This is a genomic window from Mesorhizobium sp. P160927, from assembly GCF_057766385.1.
Genome location: NZ_JBYMDW010000001.1, coordinates 362916 through 384731, shown reverse-complemented (window position 1 = coordinate 384731; position 21816 = coordinate 362916). Strand labels below are relative to the sequence as shown.

General features: G+C 63.4%; 23 protein-coding genes. 18 read left to right on the top strand and 5 right to left on the bottom strand.

Translation table 11 applies throughout. The features are described from left to right. Positions 1-163: 163 nt before the first annotated feature. On the top strand, positions 164-934 hold the full coding sequence (locus AC3CB8_RS01930; protein WP_023794855.1) for a sulfite exporter TauE/SafE family protein: 771 nt from the start codon (positions 164-166) through the stop codon (positions 932-934). Positions 935-948: 14 nt separating this feature from the next. Here the strand turns inward: AC3CB8_RS01930 and AC3CB8_RS01925 are convergent, their stop codons facing one another. Beyond that, positions 949-1500, bottom strand: coding sequence for a DUF2269 family protein (locus AC3CB8_RS01925; protein WP_352564044.1), 552 nt, complete (start codon positions 1498-1500; stop codon positions 949-951). A gap of 324 nt (positions 1501-1824) precedes the next feature. Here AC3CB8_RS01925 and AC3CB8_RS01920 point away from each other — a divergent pair, with 324 nt between their 5' ends. The 6 genes from AC3CB8_RS01920 to AC3CB8_RS01895 all read left to right on the top strand — a co-directional run bounded on the left by AC3CB8_RS01920 (position 1825) and on the right by AC3CB8_RS01895 (position 6552). Continuing rightward, positions 1825-2205 (top strand): hypothetical protein, encoded by a 381-nt coding sequence (locus tag AC3CB8_RS01920; protein ID WP_352567323.1) that lies wholly within the window; start codon positions 1825-1827, stop codon positions 2203-2205. A gap of 384 nt (positions 2206-2589) precedes the next feature. Further along, positions 2590-3123, top strand: coding sequence for a protease adaptor protein RcdA (gene rcdA / locus AC3CB8_RS01915; protein ID WP_352567313.1), 534 nt, complete (start codon positions 2590-2592; stop codon positions 3121-3123). Positions 3124-3217: 94 nt separating this feature from the next. Continuing rightward, on the top strand, positions 3218-3730 hold the full coding sequence (gene ruvC, locus AC3CB8_RS01910; RefSeq protein ID WP_023794858.1) for a crossover junction endodeoxyribonuclease RuvC: 513 nt from the start codon (positions 3218-3220) through the stop codon (positions 3728-3730). Positions 3731-3743: 13 nt separating this feature from the next. After that, complete coding sequence (gene ruvA, locus AC3CB8_RS01905) at positions 3744-4364, top strand: Holliday junction branch migration protein RuvA (RefSeq protein WP_352567315.1); 621 nt, start codon at positions 3744-3746, stop codon at positions 4362-4364. Positions 4365-4407: 43 nt separating this feature from the next. Continuing rightward, complete coding sequence (gene ruvB / locus AC3CB8_RS01900) at positions 4408-5445, top strand: Holliday junction branch migration DNA helicase RuvB (protein ID WP_023784268.1); 1038 nt, start codon at positions 4408-4410, stop codon at positions 5443-5445. A gap of 210 nt (positions 5446-5655) precedes the next feature. Next, the gene (locus AC3CB8_RS01895) at positions 5656-6552 is read left to right on the top strand and encodes a metallophosphoesterase (protein WP_023771678.1); all 897 of its coding nucleotides are present in this window, start codon (positions 5656-5658) and stop codon (positions 6550-6552) included. 8 nt (positions 6553-6560) lie between these two features. Here AC3CB8_RS01895 and AC3CB8_RS01890 read toward each other — a convergent pair whose 3' ends face one another. Then, positions 6561-7811 carry a glycoside hydrolase family 5 protein gene (locus tag AC3CB8_RS01890; RefSeq protein WP_023794863.1) on the bottom strand — a complete coding sequence of 417 codons (1251 nt, stop codon included), beginning with the start codon at positions 7809-7811 and terminating at the stop codon, positions 6561-6563. 55 nt (positions 7812-7866) lie between these two features. On the opposite strand from AC3CB8_RS01890, the gene ybgC reads away from it, so the two are divergent. The 9 genes from ybgC (at position 7867) to ftsH (ending at position 17847) form a co-directional block, all read left to right on the top strand. Beyond that, complete coding sequence (ybgC, locus tag AC3CB8_RS01885; RefSeq protein ID WP_352726519.1) at positions 7867-8346, top strand: tol-pal system-associated acyl-CoA thioesterase; 480 nt, start codon at positions 7867-7869, stop codon at positions 8344-8346. A 269-nt stretch (positions 8347-8615) separates the two neighbouring features. Further along, positions 8616-9326, top strand: coding sequence for a protein TolQ (gene tolQ / locus AC3CB8_RS01880; RefSeq protein WP_023771675.1), 711 nt, complete (start codon positions 8616-8618; stop codon positions 9324-9326). Between the two features lie 9 nt (positions 9327-9335). Then, complete coding sequence (gene tolR / locus AC3CB8_RS01875; RefSeq protein WP_023784270.1) at positions 9336-9791, top strand: protein TolR; 456 nt, start codon at positions 9336-9338, stop codon at positions 9789-9791. Positions 9792-9798: 7 nt separating this feature from the next. Next, positions 9799-10956: a TonB family protein gene (locus AC3CB8_RS01870; RefSeq protein WP_015315269.1), complete on the top strand. Its 1158-nt coding sequence runs from the start codon at positions 9799-9801 to the stop codon at positions 10954-10956. 67 nt (positions 10957-11023) lie between these two features. After that, a complete protein-coding gene (gene tolB, locus AC3CB8_RS01865; protein ID WP_488377367.1) occupies positions 11024-12307 on the top strand; it encodes a Tol-Pal system beta propeller repeat protein TolB in 1284 nt (427 codons plus the stop codon). Between the two features lie 249 nt (positions 12308-12556). Then, the gene (gene pal / locus AC3CB8_RS01860; protein ID WP_015315272.1) at positions 12557-13063 is read left to right on the top strand and encodes a peptidoglycan-associated lipoprotein Pal; all 507 of its coding nucleotides are present in this window, start codon (positions 12557-12559) and stop codon (positions 13061-13063) included. A gap of 212 nt (positions 13064-13275) precedes the next feature. Then, positions 13276-14370, top strand: coding sequence for a tol-pal system protein YbgF (gene ybgF, locus AC3CB8_RS01855; RefSeq protein WP_023771670.1), 1095 nt, complete (start codon positions 13276-13278; stop codon positions 14368-14370). Between the two features lie 58 nt (positions 14371-14428). Beyond that, complete coding sequence (tilS, locus tag AC3CB8_RS01850) at positions 14429-15796, top strand: tRNA lysidine(34) synthetase TilS (protein ID WP_352567038.1); 1368 nt, start codon at positions 14429-14431, stop codon at positions 15794-15796. A gap of 122 nt (positions 15797-15918) precedes the next feature. Continuing rightward, on the top strand, positions 15919-17847 hold the full coding sequence (ftsH, locus tag AC3CB8_RS01845) for an ATP-dependent zinc metalloprotease FtsH (RefSeq protein ID WP_023775386.1): 1929 nt from the start codon (positions 15919-15921) through the stop codon (positions 17845-17847). Between the two features lie 67 nt (positions 17848-17914). Here ftsH and AC3CB8_RS01840 read toward each other — a convergent pair whose 3' ends face one another. Beyond that, entirely contained in the window at positions 17915-18283 is a 369-nt protein-coding gene (locus tag AC3CB8_RS01840) for a winged helix-turn-helix transcriptional regulator (RefSeq protein WP_352567034.1), read from the bottom strand. 183 nt (positions 18284-18466) lie between these two features. Here AC3CB8_RS01840 and AC3CB8_RS01835 point away from each other — a divergent pair, with 183 nt between their 5' ends. Together AC3CB8_RS01835 and AC3CB8_RS01830 are read left to right on the top strand one after the other, a co-directional pair. Continuing rightward, entirely contained in the window at positions 18467-19231 is a 765-nt protein-coding gene (locus tag AC3CB8_RS01835) for an SDR family oxidoreductase (RefSeq protein ID WP_352567032.1), read from the top strand. Positions 19232-19259: 28 nt separating this feature from the next. Further along, positions 19260-20129, top strand: a complete 870-nt coding sequence (locus AC3CB8_RS01830; protein ID WP_352567030.1) for an NAD(P)-dependent oxidoreductase — start codon at positions 19260-19262, stop codon at positions 20127-20129. A gap of 69 nt (positions 20130-20198) precedes the next feature. On the opposite strand, the gene AC3CB8_RS01825 is transcribed toward AC3CB8_RS01830, so the two are convergent. Together AC3CB8_RS01825 and AC3CB8_RS01820 are read right to left on the bottom strand one after the other, a co-directional pair. Then, positions 20199-20651 (bottom strand): hypothetical protein, encoded by a 453-nt coding sequence (locus AC3CB8_RS01825; protein WP_023784277.1) that lies wholly within the window; start codon positions 20649-20651, stop codon positions 20199-20201. A gap of 285 nt (positions 20652-20936) precedes the next feature. Beyond that, on the bottom strand, positions 20937-21809 hold the full coding sequence (locus tag AC3CB8_RS01820; RefSeq protein WP_352567028.1) for a hypothetical protein: 873 nt from the start codon (positions 21807-21809) through the stop codon (positions 20937-20939). Positions 21810-21816 lie beyond the last annotated feature (7 nt).

The following is a 21816-nucleotide window of genomic DNA, read 5'->3' as shown; positions in this document are numbered from 1 at the left end:
GACCTGGCTGACGAACTCGAGCGGCCGATGTTCCTGCTGGTGTCGGCGCGCCGCTGGTCAAGGTGTCATGGCTAGGCGGGCGGCTTGCTTTTGCTGTCGCTCGGCTCAAGATTCTAGGCTATTCAAGCGTTGACGCGCCTTCCCTCCAGATCAGTTCCTCCTCATGTCAGGCCTGCTTCTCGATCCGTGGTTCTACGCGGCCGCCATTCCGGCGGTCATCCTGGTCGGCCTGTCCAAGGGCGGCTTCGGCGGCGCGGTCGGTTTCGTCGGCGTGCCGCTGATGGCGCTCACCATGCCGCCAGTTCAAGCGGCCGCCATCCTGCTGCCGATCCTGTGCCTGATGGACATCGTCTCGGTGTGGACATGGTGGGGCGTGTACGATCGCAAGATGCTGGTCGACATGATGCCGGGCGCTGTTCTCGGCATCGGGCTTGGCTGGCTGACGGCGGCACTGGTCACCGAGGAAGCGGTGCGGCTCATCGTCGGCGCCGTTGCCATCCTCTTCGTGCTGCGCTGGCTTTACCTGCAAGTTCGTCATGGTTCCGACCATGCGGCCGCACCTAATCGCGTGGCCGCGGCCATGTGGGGCACGGTCGCAGGCTTCACCAGCTTCGTCGCCCATGTCGGTGGCCCGCCTTTCCAGGTCTATGCCTTGCCGATCCGGCTCGACCCCAAGGTGCTGTCGGGCACGGCAGCAATCTTCTTTGCCGCCACCAATGCGCTGAAACTCATCCCCTATTTCGCACTCGGCCAGTTCGACACCGCCAATCTGACGGCGTCCGCCGTGCTGATGCCGCTGGCGCCACTGTCGACCATCGCCGGTGCTTGGCTGGTGCGGCGGATGCGGCCAGAGATTTTTTATCCCTTCACCTATGCGACCGTGGCGGTCGTGGCAGTGAAGCTTCTGTGGGACGGGATCGCCGGCATCATGTAGCGCTCCAGCCCGCGTCAGGCGGCGCTGGGCACCATGCGTCTTGGCCGGCTGAGCGCCATTGTCGCACCGGCGGCAAGGACCACCACCATGCCGGCGAGAATCACGACGTCGTGCAGGGTAGGCTTCAGAACCATGTCTGTGATGATGACGAGCATGACCGCATAGTCGAAACGGGCTGCCCGCAGGATGCGCTGTCCATAGCCAAGTGCGGCCGGCGTCACGCCATCCCTGGCGATCATCGCGGCCATGCGGTCGGCGGTCGGCTTGAAGACGAACATGCCGATGCAGAAGGTCGTGGCGTAGCCGGCAAGCCCGATCAGGACCCAGAGATCGGAGAAGCCGATCCAGAACCAGCACATGACCAATCCGAAGACCAATGTCAGCATCGACATCGGCGCGAAGAAGCGGTTGCCCAGCTCGCCGGTGGCACGCATCGCCTGCAGCGTTCCCTGTATGTTGCCGGCACGATCCGCCAACGTCGCCTGCACCATCAGCGTGAAGCCGCCCCCGACCCAAAGCATCGCCGAAAGGATGTGCAGCAATTTGACGATGGAATACCAATCCATGGCTTTGTCCCCGATGCCCAATGATTACTGGCGAGGCCGCGCCATTGCCCGCCCGCCGCTTCGATGCCTCAGCGTTTAGCGCCGCGGCTGTTTCGGAACGATGTCGAGGAAAAGCCAGCTGTGTTTCAGAGCGCCGGCTAATGAAAGCAGAAACCAATATGATGAACCGCCGCCCGGTTTTCTGCTATCGTCGGCAGCGTCGGGGGGCGACATCGTCCGGAAACACTGTCGATGCTAGTGCCGACGCCAGAAATGCGGCGGCGACAGCGCTCGCCTGACGATCAACCATTCCCAGCTTGGGAAAAGGCAATTCGGGGGACTAACATGCAAGGGGTAGCACGGAATTTCTTCACGTTGGCGATCATCTACGCGCTGTGCGGCATGGCACTCGGCATCCACATGGCGATCAGCGAAGACCACGGCCAGATGCCGACCCACGCCCACACGATGGTGGCCGGTTGGCTGATGTCGGCGGTCTTCGCGTTCTTTTACCACCTGTTTCCGGCTGCCGGGCAAAAGACGTTGGCCCCCGTCCATTTCTGGCTGACGGCAATCAGCGGCATCGGGCTGATGATCGGCCTTTATATACTTCTCGCCGGAAATCCGGGGATCGAGCCGTTGCTGGGGATATCTTCGATCGGCTTCTACGCGGGCATGCTGCTGTTCGCCTTCATTGCCTTGCCGGTGGTGTGGAAAAAAGTCTGAGTGGAGGTTGAACTCGGCCGGTACGGCTGTGTTGTCACGGCACAGGAGCACGATGTTGGGTAAAAAAACATCACGGCCGTTAAGGGTTCATTAAGCTTTACAGGCGTTTACTATGTCCATCCAGTGATCTGGATTCTTACCGAGTGGTTGGAGCCACTTTGTTTGACGCCTCCCTGTTAAACTCCTGAGAGCCGCCTTATCCGCGGCTCTTTTTTTGTCCACGTTCAGGCGGCATTCCGCACGGCCGATAGCCGTTAACCTTCTGTTAAACATGTGCTTGCCTTCACCTCGGACGAAGCGCATTTTCAAGCTTCAGTTTTGTAGGGTCACGGGTGTATCGGCAGAGAGCCGAATCGGCCGGTTGCAAGTGCAGGGGCGTTATCAATGAACGAGCCTTCGAAGGGCATTGCGAAAACCGTCAAACTGGCGGAACGCCGGGTGTTTTCGCACTCCTTCAAACCGCTTTACCAAGAAGGCATGGGCCTGGTCGAACAGGCGGCGGAGTATCTCGACGGCAAGGGCCGGGCAGAAGCCAAGAAACTGTCGCGGCTGGCGGCCACGCTCTACGCGGCCGAATCGATGCGGCTAACCACCAGGCTGATGCAGGTTGCCTCGTGGCTGCTTTTGCAGCGTGCGGCGAATTCCGGCGAGATGACCCGCGATCAAGTCGCTTCGGAAAAATCCAAGGTGCGTCTCGACACCGCTTCCGCCCATGACGAGGCGGCCGGCTGGGCCGAACTGCCGACCGATTTCCTCGATCTCGTCAACCGATCGTTGCGACTGCAGGCATTGGTGCGCCGCATGGACGAAGAGATCTATGGCGCGGGTGCCGTGGTCGACATGCAGCGCGTGGCTCGCCGGCCCAATCCGGTCTCGGACCAGATCAGCCTCCTCAACACGGCGTTCGCCCGCAACTGAGAAACGTCGAGGCCTTCTCGGTCGGGCTGGGCAAGCGTTTCCGGTTTGTTCACTTTTCGCTGGCATCGCTGTCCGCCGGAGGTACACTCACGGCATGGGGGACGCGATTCGCATCATCGGTATCGATCCGGGGCTCAGGCGCACCGGTTGGGGCATCGTCGAGAGTCTCGGCAATTCCTTGCGCTTTGTTGCTGCGGGGACCGTGCGCTCGGAGGACAAGGCGGCGCTGGCGACGCGGCTCTGCCAGCTGCATGACGGGCTCGCCGAAATCCTGCATCGGGCCATGCCGCATGAGGCCGCGGTCGAACAGACCTTCGTCAACAAGGATGCCGTGGCGACGCTGAAGCTCGGCCAGGCGCGCGGCATCGCCATGCTGGTGCCGGCGCGCGCCGGCCTCGTCGTCGCCGAATATGCGCCGAACGCGGTGAAGAAAGCGGTGATCGGCGTCGGTCATGGCGACAAGAAGCAGATCCACATGATGGTGAAGGTGCTGCTGCCTAAAGCGATCTTCGACACCGAACATGCCGCCGACGCGCTGGCCGTCGCCATTTGTCACGCGCATCACCGGCAAAGCGTGGCGTATCGCATGGCGGCATTGGCGTCATGAGGGGCCGCGGCGAATGATCGGCAAGCTCAAGGGTACGCTCGACGAGGTCGACGAAGACCATTGTCTCGTCGATATCCACGGCGTCGGCTACGTCGCCTATTGCTCGGCACGCACGCTGGCCGCACTGCCTTCGCCCGGCGAAGCGGTGGTGCTGTTCATCGAGACCTATGTGCGCGAGGATATGCTGCGGCTCTACGGCTTTCAGTCGCGGCTCGAGCGCGAATGGTTCCGGTTGCTGATGAACAATGTGCCGGGAGTCGGCGCCAAGGTGGCGCTGGCCATCTTGTCGACGCTGGCGCCGGCTGATCTTGCAAATGCCATTGCACTGCGCGACATCGCCATGGTTTCCCGCGCGCCCGGCGTCGGCAAGAAGGTGGCCGAGCGCATCGTCACCGAGTTGAAGAACAAGGCGCCTGCCTATGCGGGCGCCGCCACCGGCACCATTGGGCTCAAGCAGGAACTCGGCGAAGGCGTAGCGCCCGCGCCGATCACCGACGCAGTCTCGGCACTGGTCAATCTCGGCTATTCCCGCGACACCGCCGCCAACGCGGTGTCGGCAGCGCTGAAGACGGCGGGCGAGGGCGCCGACGCGTCCAAACTGATCCGTTTTGGGCTGAAGGAACTGGCACGGTGAGCCATCGCTTGTTCGGGGCGCTGCCCTGTGCAAGGAAGGTCCCATGAGCCTTTCCCCCCGCCTCATTGCACCGGAAAAGCGCGGCGAGGATGCCGAGCAGACCTTGCGGCCGCAAACACTTGACGATTTCGTCGGCCAGGCGGCGGTGCGGGCCAATCTCAAAGTCTTCATAGAGGCAGCCAAGGGCCGCAAGGAAGCGCTCGACCATGTGCTGTTCGTCGGACCGCCGGGGCTGGGCAAGACGACGCTGGCGCAGATCATGGCGCGCGAACTCGGTGTCAATTTCCGCTCGACCTCGGGTCCGGTCATCGCCAAGGCCGGCGATCTCGCGGCATTGCTTACCAATCTCGAAGAAGGCGACGTGCTGTTCATCGACGAAATCCACAGGCTCAACCCGGCCGTGGAGGAAATCCTCTATCCGGCGATGGAGGATTTCCAGCTCGACCTGATCATCGGCGAGGGACCGGCGGCGCGTTCGGTGAAGATCGACCTGGCGCGCTTCACGCTGGTCGCCGCCACCACGCGGCTCGGCCTGCTTACCAATCCGTTGCGCGACCGCTTCGGCATCCCGGTGCGGCTCAATTTCTACACCGTCGAGGAGTTGGAGCAGATCGTCCGGCGCGGCGCGCGCATCCTGCAGATGCCACTCGGCGACGACGGTGCGCTGGAAATCGCACGGCGCGCGCGCGGCACGCCGCGCATTGCCGGCCGGTTGCTGCGGCGCGTGCGCGATTTCGCCTCGGTCGCCGGCGACGGCCATGTCGACCGCCTGATCGCCGACGAGGCCTTGACCCGGCTCGAAGTCGACGCGCTCGGCCTCGACGCCCTCGACCGCCGCTATCTCAGCATGATCGCCCGGAATTTCGGCGGCGGTCCGGTCGGCATCGAGACCATCGCCGCCGGCCTGTCCGAGCCGCGCGATGCCATCGAGGACATCATCGAGCCCTATCTGATCCAGCAGGGATTTATCCAGCGTACGCCGCGCGGGCGCGTGCTGACCGCCAATGCCTGGCGCCATCTCGGCCTCGATGCGCCGAAAGATCTGGCGCAGCAGCAGATCAATCTGTTCCAGGAAGAATAGCCACGCAAGCGATCGGGCGCGGGTTTCCCGGACCAGCGATCAAGCATCAGTGAACGGGCCTGCGCAAATTCTCCTCATCTTCGCCGGTTTACCGGCGTATTGCTGGATTGTATCGGGTGCGCTGCATCCCTGCATGTCCTCCTCCCGACCGAGATCGCTTTTGGGTGACATGTAGCAGCGCATGCCGAAGTGAGGTGCCGGAGCCACTTGATGATAACCAGACGCGGGTTCCTGCGCTTTATCGGCGGGTCGTTCCTGTCGGTCGCCTCCTTCAGCGCCTACGCCGTCGGCATCGAGCCGATGCTGCTGACGCATGTGAAGCGCTATGCGCTGACGCCACCGCATTGGCCGGCCGGATTGAAGCTGCGGGTCGTCGCGCTGGCCGACATCCATGCCTGCCGGCCGTGGATGACGCCGGAGCGGATCGCTTCGCTTGCCGAAGAGGCGAATGCCCTTAAGCCGGACCTGATCGTGCTACTCGGCGACTACATAGCCGGCATGCGCCTGGTGTCGCAAAGGGTGACGCCGCCGGAATGGGCTGGCGCCCTGTCGGGCCTCAAGGCGCCGCTCGGCGTGCTGTCGATCCTTGGCAATCACGACTGGTGGGCCGACGGCTTCGCGCAGCGTGCCGAAGTCGGCCCGACGATCGCGCGTAAGGCACTGGAGAAAGCCGGCATCACGGTGCTGGAGAACGACGCCGTGCGTCTGGAAAAGGACGGACATGGCGTCTGGATCGCCGGCCTCGCCGATCAGTTGGCGCTGTTGCCGAAAAAGAAGCACGAGCCTCCCAGGGGATTGGATGATCTCGACGGCACGCTGGCCAAAATCAGCGACGCCGCGCCCGTCATCCTGCTGGCGCACGAACCGGACATTTTTCCAAAAGTGCCGTGGCGTGTGTCGCTGACGCTATCGGGACACACCCATGGCGGGCAGGTGCGCCTGTTCGGCTATTCGCCGATCGTGCCGTCCCAGTTCGGCAACCGCTACGCCTATGGCCATGTCGTCGAGAACGACCGCAACCTGATCGTCTCGGGCGGGCTTGGCTTCAGCAATTTGCCGATCCGTTTCGGAATGCGTCCGGAAATCCTGCAGATCGACCTCGGCTGACCAGCGCGTCAGGGCAGGCTTCGGATTGCGTCCAGCACGTCAGGCTCGGCCTTGTCGCCATTGAACGCGCCGACGACGCCGAAAGCCCCGCCATAGCTCCACACCGACCATGAGAAGCCATGCGCTTCGGCCCGAGCGATCATGTCCCTGACATAGGCGGCCCGATATTCGGCCGGCATCACATAGGCATTGCCATACTCCTGGCGGATCATGCCGAACTCGCCCAGCGTGATGTCTTCCGGCTTGATGCCGTTGGCCTTCGCCCAAGCTTCGACAGCCTTGAACGGCGCATCCATCAAGCCAAGCAGCTTGTCGGCGCTGTCCATGCTGGCGACCTGCTCGTCGAGATAGGCAAGCAGGCCATTCTGACGTGTCCACGGCGCCTCGGCCTTGATCCGGGCGCGGATGGTGTCCAGCGTCACATCAAGCTGCGCCTTCGGCACAGCGGTCAAAGGATAGGGAAGGCCGGTCACATAGGGAATGAAGTCGCCGGCCCAGGTCGCGCCCTGATGGGTGAGCAGGAACGGGTCGTAGGAGTGGAAGGTCCAGATGACGTTGTCGTCGGGGATCGTCTTCGGGTCGATCTTTTCCAGAGACGAAGCAGCGGAATAGCAAGCTCCGGTCAGGACCAGCGTCAGTTTCGTCGCCGAGGCGCGCGCCGCCGCGAACAGCTTGCGCTGGCGGTCGGGCCACAGGCTGGTGCCGTCGCTGTCGCAATCGACGATCGGCTCGTTCATCGGCTCGAAAGCGACCTTTTCGGGATCTTCGGCGGCCAGCTTGCGCGCCATGCCGCGAACCACCTCGACATAGCGGTCGAAGGTCGCGGGGCCGTCCATCACCTCGCCCATGCCGATCTTGCGGCCGCCGCCGGCCGGAATCAGGTGCATGTCGACGATGACCTTCAGCCCGGCGCGATTGATCATGCGCGCCGAGTCCAGCACGCTGGCATAGAGTTGGTCACGAAGGTCCGTTGTCTTGTCCGAGAGGAAAGGCGACGGATCGACCGGCATGCGCAGGAAATCGAAGCCGGCATCCTTCAGCGCCTTGAGGTCGTCCTCGTTGAGGAATTGGCGCCATTCCGGGTAGGGCAGGATGGCCTTGGCATCATCCCACTGATCCTCACCGGGCCAGGTGACCCACTGGTCGAGATTGAGACCACGCTTCATGGAGAAGGTCGCCGCCTCACCCGAAAGTGTAGAAGCGGCCAGCGCCAGCACGACCGCCATCAAGCTCTTGATCATCGTCGTCAACAGTGCCATCGGGTTCATGCGCCAAGAAAATACCTGCCGCGTCGGCATCCAAAAGGGAAGCGCAATGGGCGATCATGGTGAATCCGCGGCATTGCTGGCCGGGCTTTCCGGTGCGCTGACCGAGTTCGGCCACCGGCTGATGGCGCGGGTCTATTATGCCGATACCGATTTCTCGGGCATCGTCTATCACGCGCGCTATCTCGAATTCCTCGAGCGCGGCCGCTCCGACTATCTCAGGCTCACCGGCGTGCATCACACCGAACTCGCCGACGGCAAGCACGGCGAGAAGATCGTGTGGGTGGTGCGCCGCATGGAGATCGACTTCCGCATCCCCGCCCGTATCGATGACATCCTGACCGTCGATACCCGCACCGAGACCATTTCCGGCGCGCGTCTCTTCATGGCACAGCAGCTCAAGCGCGGCGACGAGGTGCTGGTCGAGGCCAAGGTCGAGGCGGCGATCATCGGCGAGAACGGCCGGCCGAGGCGTTTTCCCAGGGAATGGGTGGCGGCGTTCATGCCCAAGGTCTTTCCCCAAGACTGATTGGACGGATCGCGTGCTGACTTCGCCGGCGGCGCCGCTGGGGCGCGGCAATGCGCCGCGCCTTATGGACTAACCCATCCTTAACCATAACGGTTCATGAAGAGATTGGTGAAGATTGGCGTTATCCAGCGCCTTCCTTTCACCAATATTTGCCCCGAAAAGGCCGCTAACGGCACGGTTTGGGGTGTCCGGTAGCTTCGTGCGAACCGACCACAAGGGATGCCATGGGCCAGCCGCCAGCTTCGCCCGGAAATCTTAAGGACGTAACGATGGAAAATATCGCACTCGCCGAACCGGGCGCGCAATTGTCGATTTGGGCCTTGTTCATGCAGGCCAGCTGGGTGGTCAAGCTGGTCATGATCGGGCTGCTCTGCGCCTCGGTGTGGACATGGGCGATCATCGTCGACAAGCTGGTTGCCTATGGCCGCATGCGCCTGGCGCTGAACCGCTTCGAGCAGGTTTTCTGGTCCGGGCAGTCGCTGGAGGAACTCTACCGCACCCTTGCCGACCGCAAGACGACAGGCATGGGCGCCATCTTCGTCGCCGCCATGCGCGAGTGGAAGAAGAGCTTCGAGAAGGGCGCCAAGACGCCGCTCGGGCTGCAGACCCGCATCGACAAGGCCATGGACCTGGCGCTGACCCGCGAGATGGAGAAGCTGGAGGGGCGCCTCGGCTTCCTCGCCACCACCGGTTCGGCCGCCCCCTTCATCGGCCTGTTCGGCACGGTCATCGGTATCATGACCTCCTTCCAGGCCATTGCCGGCTCCAAGAACACCAGCCTCGCGGTGGTTGCGCCCGGTATCGCCGAGGCGCTGCTGGCGACAGCCATCGGCCTGCTCGCCGCTATCCCGGCGGTCATCGCCTATAACAAGCTGTCATCGGATGCGAGCAAGATTGCCGTGCGCATGGAAGGGTTCTCCGACGAGTTCTCCGCCATACTCTCGCGCCAAATCGATGAAAAAGTCGCGCCGAAGGCTTGAGGGACGATCATGGGAATGTCTGTAGGCGCAGGTGGTGGACGTGGCGGCCGAGGTCATAGACGGCGTGGGCGCCACCATGCACTGATGTCGGAGATCAACGTGACGCCGATGGTCGACGTCATGCTGGTGCTCCTGATCATCTTCATGGTCGCGGCACCGATGCTGACGGTCGGCGTGCCGATCGACCTGCCCGACACGCAGGCCAAGGCGATGAATGCCGACACCCAGCCGATCACCGTCTCGATCGATGCGACCGGCAAGATCTTCCTGCAGGAAACCGAGATTCCGATCGAGGAGCTGGTGGCCAAGCTGCAGGCGATCTCGAAGACCGGCTATGAAGAGCGCATCTTCATCCGCGGCGACAAGTCGACCGACTACGGCACGGCGATGAAGGTGATGGCCCGCATTTCGGCCGCTGGCTACAAGAACATCGGCCTGGTTTCACTGCAGGAACAGGATCAATAGACGCACGATGAGGACCGGCCTCACCACATCGGTGATCTTGCACACGGCGGTGCTGGCCTTCGGCCTGTTCACGCTGTCGGCGCCGGCCGCGCTTCCGTCCGCCGATGTCGAGTCGGTCGCGGTCGACATCGTGCCGATGGAAGCCATTGCGCAGACCCTGCAGGGCGACAAGAAGGCCGTCATGCATGAAAAGCCGGCGCCGTTGCCGACGCAGCGTCCCGATATCGTCCCGAATGCACAGAAGGTCGGCGAAAACAGCGTCGATACCGACAAGCCGATAACGCCTGAAGCCAAGCCGAAACCCGTCGACACGACCTCGGCTCCGGCGCCAGCGCCCACCCCGAAGGAGATCCCGAAGACCGAGGACGTGCCGAAGCCGCAGGAAAAGCCCAAGCCCATTCCGGCGACGGAAGTGGCGCCAGCGCCGACGCCCAAGGAAGAGGTCAAGCCTGAGCCGGTCAAGCAGACCGAGCCCAAGCCGACTCCGGCAAAGCCCGCGCCGACACCGCCGCCGCAGGACAAGACCGCCGCCATCGATCCGACGCCCGAGGTCAAGCCGGACGCCGTCGCCGAGGCCATAGCCAAGGACCCGCCCACCGAGGAGACGCAGTTGCCGAATTCGGCGCCCGCGCCCGAGGCCCGGCCGAAGCCACAGCCGGCACAGGCCGAAAGCGCCAAGGCGCCGGAACGCAAGGATGCCGACAAGCCAGTCAAGGAAGCCTCGTCCAAGCCAAAGTCGGACGACAAGCAGTTCAACGCCAATGAGATTTCGGCGCTGCTCGACAAGCAGAAGCCGTCCGGCGGCGGCGCCAAGCGCTCGACGCAGCAAGCGTCGCTCGGCGGCGACAAGGATCAGGGCCAAAAGCTGTCGAAGTCGGAGCAGGGTGCCCTGGAAAGCCAGCTCGGCGGTTGCTGGACCTTGCCGGCCGGGCTTGAGGGTTCGGAGAATTTCGTCGTCGTCGTCCGTTTCAACCTGAACAACTCCGGCAAGCTCGACGGCCGTCCGTCCGTTGAAACATCAAGCGGCAACAGGCAGTTCGACGAGAGCGCGGTGCGCGCGGTTCAGAAATGCGACATGGCCGGCCTGCAGGTTCCCGCCGGCAAGCAGGACATCTGGAATGACATCCGGGTCACCTTCGATCCAAGGGAGATGCTCGGCCTCTAAGGCCCTGTCATCCAAAAATCAGTACGAGAAGCGAGAAGACATGAAATCAATCCTCAAGCCGCTCCTGATGATCGCAGCCATGGCGATGGGCATGACCGCTGCCGGCACGCTGCCGGCGCTGGCGCTCGTCGAGCTCAACGTCAACAAGGGCAATGTCGAGCCGCTGCCGATCGCCATCACCGATTTTCAGGGCGGCGACGCACTTGGCGCCCAGATTTCCCAGATCGTCACCGCCGATTTGAAGCGCTCCGGCCTGTTCGCGCCGATCGACAAGAGCGCCTTCATCGAGAAGATCGCCAATCCCGACGCAACCCCCCGCTTCGACGACTGGAAGGTGATCAATGCGCAGGCTCTGGTCACCGGCAGCGTCAGCAAGGAAGCAGACGGCCGCATCCGCGCCCAGTACCGGCTGTGGGACACATTCGCGGGCCAGCAGATGGCCGGTGAGCAGTTCTTCGCCAACGACGCCAATCAGCGCCGCGTCGCCCACATCATCGCCGACGCCATCTATGAGCGGCTGACCGGCGAGAAGGGCTATTTCGACACGCGCGTCGTGTTCATCGACGAGTCCGGCGCCAAGAACGCGCGCAAGAAGCGCCTCGCCATCATGGACCAGGACGGCGCCAACGTCCGCTATCTTTCGGACGGCAGGTCGATCGTGCTGACGCCGCGCTTCTCGCCGAACCGGCAGGAAATCACTTACATGTCCTATGAGAGCGGTCAGCCCAGGGTCTATCTCCTGCAGATCGAGACGGGGCAGCGCGAACTGGTCGGCAATTTTCCAGGCATGACGTTTGCACCGCGCTTCTCGCCCGACGGCCAGAAGGTGATCATGAGCCTGCTGCGCGACGACGGCAATTCCAACATCTTCGCCATGGACCTGCGCAGCCGTTCGACGACGCGACTGACCAACTCGACCGCCATCGACACCTCGCCCTCCTATTCGCCCGACGGCAGCAAGGTGGTGTTCACCTCCGACCGTGGCGGTCGCGCGCAGATCTACGTCATGGGCGCCGACGGATCGGGCCAGACCCGCATCTCGTTCGGCGACGGCGTCTATTCGACGCCGGTGTGGTCGCCGCGCGGCGACCTCATCGCTTTCACCAAGCAGAGCGGCGGCGAATTCCAGATCGGCGTCATGAAGACCGACGGCTCGGGCGAGCGCATCCTGTCGTCCGGGTTCCAGCAGGAAGGCCCGACCTGGGCGCCGAATGGCCGCGTGCTGATGTTCTTCCGCGACGCCAACGGCGGCCCGAAACTGGTTTCCGTTGATCTCACCGGCCGCAACGAGCAGCCGATCCCGACGACGAATTTCGCTTCGGATCCGGCCTGGTCGCCGCTGCTGGAATAGGGTCGGCTGAATTGCCGCACACGTCGAAAGGGGCCATTTCGCCCCCCTTTTCCATGCCTTCGTCGCGTTTTAGCCGCATTTCCGCCTAGGGTCCGCGCCAACTGTGGCCTATGACAAAACAGCTGCGGACGGGCAGCCTAAACCAAATTTTAACCGTGTTTCTTGAATGCCAGTTAACCCAAACGTGGTTACTGGGTGATCAACGAAATCACTCGAAACATGATCACTCGAATACGAAGGAGAGGCGGCATGGGCCGTATCGCAGCACTGACCAGAAACCCGGCCATGATCGCGCTGGTGGCGATGCTCGCCATCACCGGTTGCGCTTCGAAGAAGACCCCGAACAGCGCTGCTGACCTTGGCCTCAATGGCGCGGGTGCCGCAACACCCGGCTCGGCACAGGACTTCACCGTCAACATCGGCGACCGCATCTTCTTCGATACGGACTCGACCTCGATCCGTGCCGACGCACAGACGACGCTGTCGCGCCAGGCACAGTGGCTGAACCAGTACAAGCAGTATGCCATCGTCGTCGAAGGCCATGCCGACGAACGCGGCACGCGCGAATACAATCTGGCGCTCGGTGCCCGCCGTGCCGCCGCCACGCGGGACTTCCTGGTTTCCAAGGGCGTTTCGGCGAGCCGTCTCAAGACGATTTCGTACGGCAAGGAACGTCCGGTCGCCGTATGCGACGACATCTCCTGCTGGTCGCAGAACCGCCGCGCCGTCACCACGCTCAGCGGCGCTGGCTCCTGAGGCGTCGCGCGCCGAAAGGCGCGCGCGGCACAGATGGCAAAAATACAACACCTCTTTGCGAAAGGCGGCTCTCAGGCCGCCTTTTTCATATCCTGACACCCGAAACAAAATTTGGCCGAAGTCTCGCGTCCTGCTATGAGCCGAGGGCGCTTGGCTGGTCTCACATCGATTGGAAGGCGCGAACAAGCTAACGATTGGACGGCGAGAGACACATGCATTTGAGATCGGTTCTGAGCGGCACGCTTGCGCTGCTGCTCCTATCAGGCCTAACCGCTTCGGCGAGCGGTACAGGGCAATCAGCCGAGCCCGGCTTTTCCTTCCATCTGCCGACACTCGAGTTGCCCAGCCTTTTCGGCGAGAAGAAAAAGCAGGACCAGGTCCAGCTCGCCCAGTCGAGCGGCGCCGGCGTGACCGGGCTCGAGGACCAATTGCGGCAGCTGACCGGCAAGGTCGAGGAACTCAATTTCCAGATCCTGCAGATGCAGGAGCAGATCCGCAAACAGCAGGAAGACAACGAGTTCCGCTTCCAGCAGCTAGAAGGCGGCTCGCAAGGTGGTCAACCGCCGGCGCAGAAGAAATCAGACGCCACCACCGGGACCAACACCGATGTGGCCTCGGCCCCGGCAACCCAGGCGCCGGCCGATGCCGGCGCCGCGCCGGGCGGCGATCAATCCACAGGCGGCAAGACGGTCGAGGACGTCATCGTCGAATCGCCCGACGGTGACCCCGGCAAGGTGATTCCCGGCAAGGGAGCGCCCGAAAAGACCTTTGGATCCATCACTGTCGACAAGAACGGCAATGTGATCGATGCCGGCGGCAGCACGCAGGCGACCGCGCCGGCACAGGACACGGCACCAGCCGCCAGCGCGCCGGCCAAGGCCGGCAAGTCCGGCGGCACGGTGGTCGCGGCGCTGCCCGCGACCAACAATCCCGAAGAGCTTTATCGCAACTCCTACCAGTTCATCCTGTCGGGTGACTACGGCACCGCCGAACAGGGTTTCCGGGATCATATCTCGCGCTTCCCCAAGGACGCCAAGGCGGCGGACGCGCATTACTGGCTGGGGGAATCGCTGCTTGGCCAGCAGAAATACCGCGATGCAGCGGAAGTGTTCCTCGCCGCCAGCAAGGACTATCCCAAAGCCAAGAAGGCGCCCGACATGCTGTTGAAGCTGGGCGTGTCGCTGGTCGGCCTCAAGCAGCACGATGTTGCCTGCGCCACCTTCAGCGAGGTCGGCAAGCGCTATCCCGACATTTCCAGCACACTCAAGGAACGGGTCAAGCAGGAGAAGGCCTTGGCTGCGTGCTGATCGTTCGCAGGGATGTCGCAGTCCCAAAGCCGGGACCGCTTTTTGGCGACATGGATTGATGCTCGATACCGGGCCTGATCTTTCGACCGGACTCTTTTCGCATATCGATTTTTCCAACGGCGCCGTCGCGGCCGTATCCGGGGGCAGCGATTCGACTGCGCTCCTTCTCCTTCTCAAACAGCATCTCGACAAAACCGCACCGTCCGCGAAGCTGCTCGCGGCCACGATCGACCACGGCTTGCGGCAAGGTTCGGCCGATGAGGCGCGGACCGTGGCGAAGCTTTGCGCGGATCGCGGCATCGCCCACCACATCCTGGCCTGGCCCGGCGCCAAGCCGTCGACCGGCCTGCCGGCGGCGGCGCGCGAGGCGCGCTACCGGCTGCTGGCCAGCGCCGCCCGGGCGGAAGGCATCGGCCTGATCGTGACCGGGCATACCGCGGACGACCAGGCCGAGACGGTGCTGATGCGGCGCGATCGCAACGATGCGACCCGCGGCGAGGGACGGGGCCTGGCCGGCATGGCGCCCGCCACCCTGCATGACTGGCGCGACTGGATCGTGCGACCGCTTCTTGGCGTGCGGCGCCATGCGCTACGCGACTTCCTGCGGCGCCAACAAGTCGGCTGGGCCGAGGACCCGACCAATGCCGATAAAGTCTTCGAGCGGCCCCGCATGCGCGCAGCCCTTGCCGGGGAGGCTGGCGCACAACGCATGAACGACGCGCTGGCGTTGGCCGCGCGGCAGGCCGGCGACCGGACGCGGCTTGGCGGTGAGGCAGCCCGTCTGATTGACCGCTTTGCCAGCCAGCCGGCGGCGGGCCTCATCCGGCTCGATCCGGCCCTGCTCGGCGCCGGCGCCGATCGGGCGGCCGTATACGCACTGCGCGTTCTCCTGGCGACGTCAGGTGGGATTGCCTTCCTTCCGGACCAGGCCCGCGGCGAAGCGTTGTTCGCCCGGCTGAAAGCCGGATTTCTTTGCGCCACATTGTCGCGGACAGTGGTCGACTTCCGGCGCGCCGGCATCTTCCTGCGTCGGGAGATGCGCGGCTTGCCGGCAGCGGCGGTAACGCTCGACGGCGCCATCTGGGATGGGCGCCGCCAAATCACATTGAACGACGCCGGCGGCGCATTGTTGATCGCGCCATTCGGGGCAATGGCGGCGAAGCGGCTGGCTGTAGGCGGGGGCGAAACCCCGCCAAGCCTGCTGCGTGCGGCCTTGGCGGCGGAACCAGGATGGCCGCAACCCGTCGAGAAGGTGGGTCCGGAGCCTGATAGGCCGACATCGCAAGGGTTCGCGGCCTCGGCGGTCGTTGCTCCCTTTGCCCGTTTCCTGCCGTCCTTCGACCTAGCCCCGGCGCGCGCCGTCGCCGGGTTGATCGGCACGGCGCCGCTTCCCGCCTTGCCATTGCGTGGTCACAGTGCCGGTTGATGCTAGCCGAAAGCTTAACCCAGACATGCTGTTCTGCTTGGCAAGGGGGTACGCTCTCCCTATGTTAGGCCCAAGTTTCCTCTCATGATGCTGTCCGCTCGCGGACGCCAACGGGACAATTGATGAATCCGAACTATCGCAACCTCGCGCTCTGGGCGATCATAGCGGTCCTGCTCATCGCCCTCTTCAATCTGTTCCAGACGCCGCAGACGCGCGGGGCTTCGAGCGATGTGCCTTATTCGCAGTTCCTGCAGGATGTCGCGGCCGGCCGGGTCAAGACGGTGACCATCGCGGGCGCCCGCATCACCGGCACCTACACCGACAATTCCAGCGGCTTCCAGACCTATTCGCCCGGCGATCCCCAACTGGTCTCGCGGCTGCAGGACAAGAACGTCACCATCAATGCGCGGCCCGAGACCGACGGCTCCAATTCGCTGTTCGGCTATCTAATCTCGTGGCTGCCGATGATCCTCATCCTCGGCGTGTGGATTTTCTTCATGCGCCAGATGCAGTCCGGCTCCGGGCGCGCCATGGGCTTCGGCAAGTCGAAGGCCAAGCTGCTTACCGAGGCGCATGGCCGCGTCACCTTCCAGGACGTCGCCGGTGTCGACGAAGCCAAGGAAGACCTCGAGGAGATCGTCGAATTCCTGCGCGATCCGCAGAAGTTCCAGCGCCTCGGCGGCAAGATTCCGCGCGGCGTGCTGCTGGTCGGCCCTCCCGGCACCGGCAAGACGCTGCTTGCCCGCTCGGTCGCCGGCGAAGCCAACGTGCCGTTCTTCACCATTTCGGGCTCGGATTTCGTCGAGATGTTCGTCGGCGTCGGCGCATCCCGTGTCCGCGACATGTTCGACCAGGCCAAGAAGAACGCGCCCTGCATCATCTTCATCGACGAAATCGACGCCGTCGGCCGCCATCGCGGTGCCGGCCTCGGCGGCGGCAATGACGAGCGCGAGCAGACGCTGAACCAGTTGCTGGTCGAGATGGACGGCTTCGAGTCCAACGAAAGCATCATCCTGATCGCCGCCACCAACCGGCCCGACGTGCTCGATCCGGCGTTGCTGCGTCCAGGCCGTTTCGACCGCCAGGTGGTGGTGCCGAACCCAGACATCGTCGGCCGCGAGAAGATCCTCAAGGTACATGTGCGCAACGTGCCGCTGGCGCCCAATGTCGACCTCAAGGTCGTCGCTCGTGGTACGCCCGGATTCTCCGGCGCAGACCTGATGAACCTAGTCAACGAATCCGCGCTGATGGCGGCGCGGCGCAACAAGCGCCTCGTCACCATGGCCGAGTTCGAGGACGCCAAGGACAAGATCATGATGGGCGCCGAGCGCCGCTCGTCGGCCATGACCCAGGCCGAGAAGGAACTGACCGCCTATCACGAGGCCGGACACGCCATCCTGGCGCTCAACGTGCCGTCGGCCGATCCGCTGCACAAGGCGACCATCATCCCGCGCGGCCGCGCACTCGGCATGGTCATGCAGTTGCCGGAAGGCGACCGCTACTCCATGAGTTACAAATACATGGTCTCGCGCCTCGCCATCATGATGGGCGGCCGCGTCGCCGAGGAGTTCAAGTTCGGCAAGGAGAACATCACGTCCGGTGCTTCCTCCGACATCGAGCAGGCGACCAAGCTGGCGCGCGCCATGGTCACGCGCTGGGGCTTCTCCGACAAACTCGGCCATGTCGCCTATGGCGACAACCAGGAGGAAGTGTTCCTCGGCCATTCGGTGGCGCGCACGCAGAACATCTCGGAAGAGACCGCGCAGATAATCGACGGCGAAGTGCGCCGCCTGATCGACGAGGCCTATTCGACGGCGAAGTCCGTGCTGACCAAGAAGAAGAAGGAATGGATCGCGCTGGCGCAGGGCCTGCTCGAATACGAGACGCTGTCCGGCGAGGAGATCAAGCAGCTGATCGCGGGCAACAAGCCCTCGCGCGACCTCGGCGACGACACGCCGCCGAGCCGTGGCTCGGCCGTGCCGAAGTCCGGCGGCCGCCGCAAGAAGGGTCCCGAGCCCGAAGGCGGCATGGAGCCACAGCCGTCAAGCTGAGCTGAGATCACCGGGTTCAAGAAAACGCCGCGGCTGCAACCCGCGGCGTTTTGCTATTCGGCGCTGATTACAACGCGTGGGGCGCCGGCGCGTCGGCCTTGCCGGGCCGCTGCCGGTCCGTTCGCCCGGCGTGTTGCATGCCCCATATGGCAAGTGGGATCAGCGCATTGTCCAGTTCGATACCAAAGTCGGTGATCGAATATTCGACCCTGGGCGGCGCTTCGGGGAAGACCTGGCGATGGACGATGCCGTCCGCCTCCATTTCGCGCAGCTGCTGGATCAGCATTTTTTCGCTGATGTCGGGCACCAGCCGTTTCAGTTCCCCGAATCGCGCCGGTGCCTTGTGGATCTGCCAGAGCAGCAACGCTTTCCATTTGCCGCCGATCACCTCCAATGCCGGCCCCAGTCCGCAACTATCTGGCTGTTTCTTTCCCATATTTCATCCAATTCTGAGCAATCGGTGGGTGGCTTACATTTTTGTCGGTACTTGAGAAAAACCAAGTCGGTCCATAGCTTCGGATCAGATCGCCAACACCGGCGAGCACCACAACACCATATCGGTACCCCGCTTCGGCCTGCAAAGGCCGTTGATGGCAGGATTTTGTCAAAAGGATGCATCATGACGCGATACGCAAACAGGAAAGCCGTGGTCGTCGGCGGGACGCACGGCATCGGGCTCGCTGTCGCCGAAGCGCTGGTCGAGGGCGGCGCCGAGGTGCTGGTCACCGGCCGTGACGAACGCAACATCGATGCCGCACGGGCCAGGCTGTTTTCGCACGCCCATGTGGTGCGCTCCGACATCGGCGACATGGCCGCTATCGTTACACTCGGCGCCGAGGTCGGGCAGAAGCTCGGGCATATCGATTTCCTGCACATCAATGCTGGGGTCGCCAATCTGGAGCCGGTGCCGCAGGTGACCGAGGACAGCTACGACCGCATCTTCAACATCAATATTAAAGGCGCCTTCTTCACCGTCCAGCGGCTTTTGCCCCTGATCAGGGATGGCGGCGCCATCGTCTTCACCTCGTCGGTCGCCGACGAATCCGGCACCAGTGGCATGAGCGTCTATTCCGGATCGAAGGCAGCCCTCCGTGCTTTCGCCAAGGTGCTGGCCGCCGAGCTTCTGCCGCGCCGCATCCGCGTGAATGTGGTCAGCCCCGGCTTCATCGACACGCCGACCATGGGTGTGGCCGGTGCGTCCGAGGAAGAACGCGCAGCCTTCATGAGGATAGGCGATGCGGTCACGCCGATGAAGCGTCACGGCACGGTTGAGGAGGTGGCGCGGGCGGTGCTGTTCCTGGCTTTCGACGCGACCTTCACCACGGGTGCGCGGCTGACCGTCGATGGCGGCCTTGGGCAGGATCTGAGCCTGATGCCGGCGTGACCGGCAAAGCGAACAAAGGAGAAGCAGAATGAGTGATATTGCTGCAATCGGGCTCGGCGCCATGGGCACGGCGCTCGCCGAAGCCTTACTGGACAAGGGACACGGGGTGACGGTGTGGAACCGTTCAGCGGCAAAGTCGCAGGTCGTCGCGGCCAAGGGCGCCATCGTGGCCAGGAATGTCGAGGAGGCCGTCAGGTCGAGCCCGCTGGTCGTGGTATGCCTTCTTGTCTATGACACTGTCCATGAGGTGCTCGGTCCCGCGGGGAACGCGCTCTCGGGCCGCACATTGGTCAATCTCACCAACGGTACACCCGAACAGGCGCGGGCGATGTCCGCCTGGGCCGCCCGATGCGGTGCGGACTATGTCGACGGCGGCATCATGGCGGTACCGCCGATGATCGGCGGGCAGCATGCCTTGATACTCTATAGCGGGTCCAGGCAAGCATTCGACGCCCATGCAGGACGGCTCGATGCGCTCGGCACCAGCAAGTATCTTGGCGAGGATGCCGGTCTCGCGCCGCTCTACGACATCTCGCTCCTGGCCGGCATGTACGGGTTGTTCGCCGGTGTCCTGCAGGCATTGGCTTTGACGGGCAAGGCTGGGATTCCTGCCGGCGAATTCATGCCGCTGCTGACATCGTGGCTTAAGGCGATGCAAGGCGCGTTGCCGATATGGGCGCAACAGGTCGACAGGGGCGACCACACCAGCAACGTCGTTTCCAACCTGGGCATGCAGGCAGATGCCTATGTCAATCTGGTCGATGCCAGCCGGGCGGCTGATGTCAGCATCGAACTCGTCTTGCCGATGCAAAACCTTATGCGACGCGGTGTGGCGGCTGGCATGGCCAATGCCGATCTTTCAAGCTTGGTCGGGCTCCTCTCCAAACAAGACACTTGAGCTGGCCATTGCCCAGCAAAAAGCCCGCGAACCTTGCGGCTCGCGGGCTTTGTTTTCAGATGCAGACGATCAGCCCTTCAGCTTGGCATTGCAGAGGCTGTAATAACCGCCGCCCTTCTGGATCCAGCGAAGGCCGTTCAACGTACCTGCCTCCTTGTTGCCATGGTAACCCTGCAGGCATGTCTTCATCCGTGCCTTCGCGGGCTTTTCGGTCTCGAACTCGGCGGCGAGGGTGGTCGGGAACGTTACGCCCGCGGGCGCTACAGTGGGGACAAGTGCCGCGCTGGTTTCCTTGTTCGGCTGTGGCGCGGTTTCGACCGTATCCGCGCTGACACTCTCCGCAGTGGTCGTCGCGCATTTCTCCTTGCGGAAAGCGGCCCAGTCCATGCCATTCAGAGTGCCGCTCTCCTTGGCTGTGCGATACGTCTCGCCACATTCCTTCATCGTCAGTGCGCTTGCAGGGGCGACGCCCCAAGTAACCGATGCCGTCACAGCCAATACCGCCAATTTCAAACTGGGCATAAGATTCTCCTGGTTGATGACAAGGTAGATGCTTTTGTATACTGTTTGTTCCCGTTATGTTCAATCAGAATCTTTGTGAGTTACCGACAGCCTTGCGGAGGGCAGTGGGAGCGAATTGATGATGCACAGCTCCCGCGATATGCGGACGCGAGCAAGACCCGGGCGTCTTCGCAAAAGGCCCGCGAGCAGATGCATCGCGGGCCTTGCCTGTCTTGCCAGATTTTCCGTCTAATTCAATTCGATCTCAACCGTCATGCTCCATGGATCCGGGGAATGCCACGTGGCTCAGCCCTTCAGCTTGGCATTGCAGAGGCTGTAAAAGCCGCCGCCCTTCTGGATCCACTTCAGGCCGCCGAGCGCGTTGGCGTCCTTAAGGACATAGTACTGGTCAAGGCAGGTATGCATGCGGCCTTTTCCGGGGGTCTCGCTGGCATATTTCGCCGAGATCGCGGACGGGAAGGTGACACCCTTGGGGGCAACCGTCGTCGGCTTTGCGGGTTCCTTGGTGTAGCTCGCCTCGCTTGGAGCGGGCACGCTGTCGTCATCCGAGGCACTAGCGCCGCACTCGCTCTTGCGGAAGTCGTTCCACTTCATGCCCTTCAGCGTGTTCGCCGTCTTGGCAGCCTGATACTTGGTGCTGCATTCGGCCATGCTCAGGCCCTTGCCAGAAGCCGCGGCAGGCGCGGTCGTGGTCGCAGCCTTGGTGGTCGCCGGTTTGGTGGTGTCGGCGGATGCGCCAGCGGCGCATTCGGCCTTGCGGAAGTCGTTCCACTTCATGCCGTTCAATGTGCCGGCGGCCTTGGCCGCCTGGTACTTGGTGCTGCATTCCTTGGCGGTCAGGCCCTTGGCCGTGCTGTCGGTGGCCGCGGCGGCGGCCTTGGTGGTCTTGGCCGGCTTGGTTTCGGCCGGCTTGGTTTCGGCAGCCTTGGTTTCGGCCGCCTTGGTCGTGGCCGCCTTGGTGTCGGTGGTGGCAGCGGCGTCAGTGCCGCACTGTGCCTTGCGGAACTGGTTCCAGGTCGCGCCGGCGAGTGTCCCCGCGTCCTTGGCGGCATTATACTTCGTGCTGCACTCGGCCATCGTCAGCGCGTTGGCTGGCGCGGCCAGGAACATCGTCGCGACCGCAAGGCCGGTCAGAGTAGCAATTCGGTGGATGAGCATAGCGTTT